Below are 5,528 nucleotides of genomic sequence, written 5' to 3'. Positions count from 1 at the left end.
TCAGGCCGAGGACGACGCCCTGGCCGACACGGTGCTCGACGTGATCGTGCGCCGGCTGGAGGGCCGGGGCGCCTCCGCGCACCAGGTGTGGCTGCCCCCGCTGGACAACCCGCCGTCGCTGGACGAGCTCCTGCCGGGGCTCTCCGCGGTCGAGGGCCGCGGTCTGACCCAGCCCGGCTTCGAGGGCTCGGGACGTCTCGTCGTACCGCTGGGTGTGGTCGACAAGCCGTACGAACAGCGCCGCGACACGCTCTACCGGGACTTCTCCGGTGCGGCGGGCCACATGCAGATCACCGGCGGTCCGCAGTCGGGCAAGTCCACGCTCCTGCGCACGCTCATCGCGGGCTTCGCCCTGACCCACACCCCCCAGGAGGTCCAGTTCTACGGGCTCGACTTCGGTGGTGGCGGCCTGGCCTCGGTCTCCGGTCTGCCGCACGTCGGAGGGATCGCGTCCCGGCTCGACCCCGAACGGGTGCGTCGTACGGTCGCCGAGGTGTACGGGATCATGGCGCGCCGTGAGGAGTACTTCCGCAGCGCGGGCATCGACTCGATCGCCACCTTCCGCAGGCTGCGGGCGCGTGGCGAGATCTCGGCGGCGGACCAGCCGTGGGGCGACGTCTTCCTGGTCATCGACGGGTGGGGCAACTTCCGGACGGACTACGAGGGCCTGGAATCCGCGGCCGTCGACATCGCGCAGCGCGGCCTCGGGTACGGCATCCACCTGATCGTCACGGCGTCGCGTTCCATGGAGGTCCGGGCCAATCTGAAGGATCATCTGATGAACCGGCTGGAACTGCGGCTCGGTGACGTCATGGACTCCGAGCTGGACCGCAAGGCCGCGGTCAACGTGCCCGCCGGCGTACCCGGGCGCGGTCTCACGCCGGAGAAGCTGCACTTCATGGCCGCGGTACCGCGGATCGACGGCATCAACTCCGACAGCGACCTCTCCGAAGCCACGGCGGCCATGAACCAGGAGGCCGCCCGGCACTGGACCGCGGCCCCCGCCCCCGCGGTCCGGCTGCTGCCCCGCGAACTCCCGGCCCACGAACTGCCCGCGGGCTACGCGCAGCCGGACCGGGGCATCGCGTTCGGTATCGACGAGAACAACCTGGAGCCGGTCTTCCTCGACTTCGAGCGGGACCCGTTCTTCCTGGTGTTCGGTGAGAGCGAGTCCGGCAAGTCCAATCTGCTGCGCCTGCTCATCAAGCAGCTGACCGAGCGGTACGAGGGGAGCGCCGCCAAGTTCTTCGTCATCGACAACAGGCGGGCGCTCCTGGACGTCACCCCCGCGACGCACCTGGCGGAGTACGTGCCCATGTCCAACAACATGGAGCACCACACGGACGCGCTGTACGACCTGATGAAGCGCCGTACGCCCTCGCCCGACGTCACGGCCCAGGAGCTGCGTGACCGCAGCTGGTGGAGCGGCCCCTCGGTGTACGTGGTCGTCGACGACTACGACCTGGTCTCCACGTCCAGCGGGAACCCGCTGGCCAAGCTCACGGAGATGCTGCCGTTCGCCCGCGACGTCGGCGTCCGGTTCATCATCGCCCGCAGCACGGCGGGAGCGGGCCGTGCGCTGTACGAGCCCTTCATGCAGCGCATCCTCGAACTGGGCGCGCAGGGCGTGATGCTGTCCGGCGACCCCACCGAGGGGGACATCCTGGGCAACGTACGCCCACGCCCGATGCCCCCGGGGCGCGGGGTGTTCGTCACCCGGCGGCGTGGCAATCCGCTGGTGCAGTCCGGGCTCGTGGACGGCTAGGGTCTTTCACCCGGTTCAGATCGGGCGAGGGAGCGGGGCGCCCGGTGCCCCTCCCTGCTTCCGCCCCCGGCTCCGTACCCGCCCGCTCAGGCCACTTCGGAGCTCGACGGCACGTAGGGTCTCGGCGACATCTTCGGTGACGACAGCGGCTTCGATCAGGAGATCGTGAAGATGATCGAGGAAGAGGTCGTCGGGAACGGCGGTGGTGGCGCCCCGCAGAGCGGTGTGGACGCCGGCGCCGCAGCCTCGAACAAGCCCTCCGACGCCGACTGCACGGTCCAGGCGGCAGGGGCGGACGCCGCCTTCTGCGTCCACGTCGTACGCACGCGTTCGAAGGACGGGGGCTACGAGCCCCCTGGTGTGGCAGGCGGCGCCGGCTCGGTGACCGTTCCGATGTACGACTTCACGGTGACGAGCCGCGAAGGCGCCTGCTGAGAGTCCTTCGGCTGGTCCTGGGGACGGGGCCCCGCGGCCGACAACTCCGTGGGCGCTGGCGACGCGCTCAGCCGGGGCGCGGGCCTGGGCCGGGCCCGGCTGGTCCTGGCTGTGGCAGGATGCCGTCCATGATTGCTGCTCGAAGGGCTCGTGCCGCGTAGAACGCCGGCTTCACTTCGGCTGCGGGAACGTGGCTGGAGGAAGCCCTGGGTGCGGTATCGCGATGTCCCCGGCCTGTCAGGGGCAGCGAACGCGGCGGTCCGCGTGCTGGAGCGGGATCGACTGACGCCGGGCATGGTGTCCGTCGCGCTGAGCGTGTGGTCGTCCCGCGTCCACGGCACCGGACGCCGGTGGAGGCGGTGGGAGGCGGAGTTCACCTGTCCGTGCTGCGGCGAGGGCTGGGCCCGGGACACGCTGCGGGAGGCTCTGACCATGCTGCCGCCAAGGGCCGCCGCCGAACTGCGTGTGCGGGTCGAGCGCCTGGACGAGATGCTGCTCCGACGTACGCACCACGAGCCCATGGCAGATCCGGAGTTGGCGTGGTGGCATCGCAGGTGCTGACCGTGCCCGTGCTCCCCCGGTTCCGTGGCCGTCTCGATGTCGGCCCCCTCCGCCCGCCGAGACGCAGGGGCGACCTCGCGGCACACGTCAGGGTGGGCACCTCCCGTGCGTGCCCACCCCGACCTGTCTGTTCACATCCGAGATCTACTCGAAGTTGGCCCTCGCCCGCCTGTCGCCGCCCTGGTAGGCCGCGCCGGCGTCGCGCACCTTGCGGGAGATCTCGGTCAGGGCGGTCTGGATGGCCGCGGCGTCGCGGTCCCAGCCGGCCTGCGCTGCGTCGTACGCCGACTTGGCCTCGCCCACCCAGAGCTCGGACGCACTGGCAACCACTCGCTTGATCGCCGCGAGGTCCTCCTGAAGCTGCCTGCTCTGCCGGTCGATGTCACCGGCGGCCTGCTCCAGGCTCGAATAAGTGACAACCATCGTGCCGTCGTTGATCGGCATACGGTCCTCCAGTTCAATCTGGTTCGATGTGAGATGGTCCGTACGTGGTACGGATGCCGCAGGGCTCAGAGGGAGTTGAGCGCCGAGGGCGGAGGGGTGATGGCCGCGGTCTTGGCCTCTGCGCCGGCCGAGTGGCCCTCGACGACGTCGACTCCCTGGAGAGCCGCCTTGATCTCGTCTTCGGTGTTGCCCGAGATGACGCGGGCTGCCTTGATCGCTTCCTGGAAGTTGGCCATCCGGACGGCGATGTTGCCCATCCTCTTGTTGATTTCATCCTGCTTGCTGTTGAAAGCGGCGGCGCCGATGCCCCTCCAAGCGCCTTCGAGGCTGTCGATCGTCCCCTGCAGGGTCTTGATCTGGCCCTTCACGGATTCGAATCGCGTGCCGAGCTCGTTCTCGATCTTGATGAGCGCATCGTCTGAAAGCTTCTGATCTGCCATGGTGCTGGCTTCCTTCCTGGTGCTCTTCTTCGGTCCGGCGTTCCCGCCGGGGGTATGTATGAGGAACTACGGTCAGTCAGGCGGTACGGCGCTTACGGACGAGCACGAAAGCACCGCCGCCGAGCACGAGGATTACGGCCGCTCCGCCAAGGATCAGGCCCAGTTGACCGCCATCGTTCTTCTCCGTGCCGGAGTCTGCCATGGCGGTGTCCTCAGCCTTCTCCTTCTTCTCAGGCTGCGACGAGGCCGGTGCGGACGGGGCGGCGGAGCCCGCCGAACCGGACGTCTTCTTCTTGGTGAGCGGGCTGATGTCCGGGGCGCCGGGGGCGCCCTTGCCCTTGAGGATGTTCATGGAAGGGCGAATCAGGCCGTGGCCGAGGTACTTGCTGAGTGTGCCCTTCTCCCAGTCGCGGCTGGCGGTGTCGAAGAGAACGTTGAGTACCTGGTTGGCGGTCCAGTCGGGGTGCGCGGACCACACCAGGGCTGCGGAGGCGGAGGCGATGGCGGTTGCCGCACTCGTTCCTCCATCGCCCTCGCAGTAGCCCTGAAAGGTCTCGTCGCACCAATAGGGAACGTCATTTCCAGGAGCTGCGATATCGACCGTACTCCCGTTCTGGGAGTACTCAGCCACCTTCCCCGCACGGTCGGCCGAGGAAACGCCTACGACCTCGGGATATGCTGCGGGATAGCTGACCGGGTTACCTTCCTTCGCTTCATTTCCTACAGCAGCGAAGAACAGTTTTCCTTTACTTTGGGCGTACTGCACCGCTTCGAGTTCTTCATCCAGCATGAAATCGTTGCCGTACGACATACTGATGATCTTGGCCTCACTGTCAGCAGCCGCACGAATAGCATCCACTGTGTCCAAGGAGTTCACAGAACCCTTTGGGTGCCAATCAGCTGCAGCGACTCTCATCGGGATGATTTTTGCCCCAGGAGCCAGGCCCTTCAGGCCGCCTCCCTTACCCGTGCCTGCGATCAGCTCGGCCATCGTGGTGCCATGACCTTCGTAGTCGTCGGTCTCCTCGCCCTCGACACCCGTAGTATCGAGCCCCTTGAGGACTTGTCCCTCCAGTGACGGCGTGGACGCGTTGACTCCGGTGTCGATGACAGCAATCTTGATGCCCTCGCCCGTGGTCGTCTTCCACATCTCCTCGGCCTGCATTGCGCTGAGATACCACTGCTTGGACTGCACGTCTGCGGCAGCCGCGGAGGGAGCAGCACCCGAGAAGGCCACACTCCACGCGGCAGCCACAGCCATCGTGCCGAGCAGGCGTCCCCTCGACCGGAGAGGGCTGTGGCGCTTCCGGGCCTGGCTCATTACTGCTGTCATCCCGACTTCCGAACCTTCCCTGTACCTACTCGATGACCGGCGGTGCGGATCCACGCCGGCCGGACTCCCACGTCTCTCTGTCTTCCGTCAGGTAGTCCGGGCGTGGTGCGCCGTCGTCCTGGTCCTCGTCTCCGGCATCCCTCCGTCCCGCAGGGGCACGTACGAGACCTGTGCCTCCGGGGGTGAAGCCCTTCCCGTTCGCGCCGGACCGCGCATCGCCCCCACGGGGTGCGCCCACAACTCCGTTGGTACTGGGAGTGCCTCGCCCACCAGGGCGAGAGGCACTAATCGTGCCGCCGGCGCCGACCACGCCCCGCTGGTTGACGCCTCCGGCCGGGCCTCCTGCCCCTGTCGCGCCGCCGGCTCCGATGACCGTGCCACGTAGGGCACTGCGAGCTCCCCCGAACGTGCCCACGCCCGGAGCGGCGCGCTGCGGGGTCCCGCCTACGATGCCGCTTCCTCGGTCGGCACGCGGGCCGGCAGCTCCTGACGTACCTGCGTGGCCCGCTGCCACGGGCCTGCCACCGGTGACGCCGGACCGGCCAGCGGT

General features: G+C 68.2%; 6 protein-coding genes. 3 read left to right on the top strand and 3 right to left on the bottom strand.

Going from position 1 to position 5,528, the window contains the following annotated elements:
* The 3 genes from eccCb to VN520_RS37740 form a co-directional block, all read left to right on the top strand.
* Positions 1-1,765, top strand: a 1,765-nt coding sequence (gene eccCb / locus VN520_RS37750; protein WP_325751471.1) for a type VII secretion protein EccCb, incomplete at its 5' end; no start/stop codon positions are given.
* Positions 1,766-1,936: 171 nt separating this feature from the next.
* Positions 1,937-2,200, top strand: coding sequence for a hypothetical protein (locus VN520_RS37745; RefSeq protein ID WP_325751470.1), 264 nt, complete (start codon positions 1,937-1,939; stop codon positions 2,198-2,200).
* A gap of 210 nt (positions 2,201-2,410) precedes the next feature.
* On the top strand, positions 2,411-2,761 hold the full coding sequence (locus VN520_RS37740) for a hypothetical protein (protein ID WP_325751469.1): 351 nt from the start codon (positions 2,411-2,413) through the stop codon (positions 2,759-2,761).
* A gap of 144 nt (positions 2,762-2,905) precedes the next feature.
* On the opposite strand, the gene VN520_RS37735 is transcribed toward VN520_RS37740, so the two are convergent.
* From VN520_RS37735 to VN520_RS37725, 3 genes are all read right to left on the bottom strand, one after another.
* Positions 2,906-3,205 (bottom strand): WXG100 family type VII secretion target, encoded by a 300-nt coding sequence (locus VN520_RS37735; protein WP_325751468.1) that lies wholly within the window; start codon positions 3,203-3,205, stop codon positions 2,906-2,908.
* Between the two features lie 65 nt (positions 3,206-3,270).
* On the bottom strand, positions 3,271-3,645 hold the full coding sequence (locus VN520_RS37730) for a WXG100 family type VII secretion target (protein WP_325751467.1): 375 nt from the start codon (positions 3,643-3,645) through the stop codon (positions 3,271-3,273).
* Between the two features lie 76 nt (positions 3,646-3,721).
* The gene (locus VN520_RS37725; protein WP_325751466.1) at positions 3,722-4,978 is read right to left on the bottom strand and encodes a S8 family serine peptidase; all 1,257 of its coding nucleotides are present in this window, start codon (positions 4,976-4,978) and stop codon (positions 3,722-3,724) included.
* Positions 4,979-5,528 lie beyond the last annotated feature (550 nt).

It is taken from the genome of Streptomyces sp. (assembly GCF_035563135.1).
Classification (GTDB): Bacteria; Actinomycetota; Actinomycetes; order Streptomycetales; family Streptomycetaceae; genus Streptomyces.
The sequence above is the reverse complement of the archived record's forward strand: the minus strand, read 5'-3'. Positions and strand labels throughout refer to the sequence as shown.

Bases quoted from the DNA above. Each gene is read 5' to 3' on its own strand.
- VN520_RS37725 (WP_325751466.1), bottom strand. From the start codon at position 4,978: ATGACAGCAGTAATGAGCCAGGCCCGGAAGCGCCACAGCCCTCTCCGG.
- VN520_RS37730 (WP_325751467.1), bottom strand. From the start codon at position 3,645: ATGGCAGATCAGAAGCTTTCAGACGATGCGCTCATCAAGATCGAGAAC.
- VN520_RS37735 (WP_325751468.1), bottom strand. From the start codon at position 3,205: ATGCCGATCAACGACGGCACGATGGTTGTCACTTATTCGAGCCTGGAG.
- VN520_RS37745 (WP_325751470.1), top strand. From the start codon at position 1,937: ATGATCGAGGAAGAGGTCGTCGGGAACGGCGGTGGTGGCGCCCCGCAG.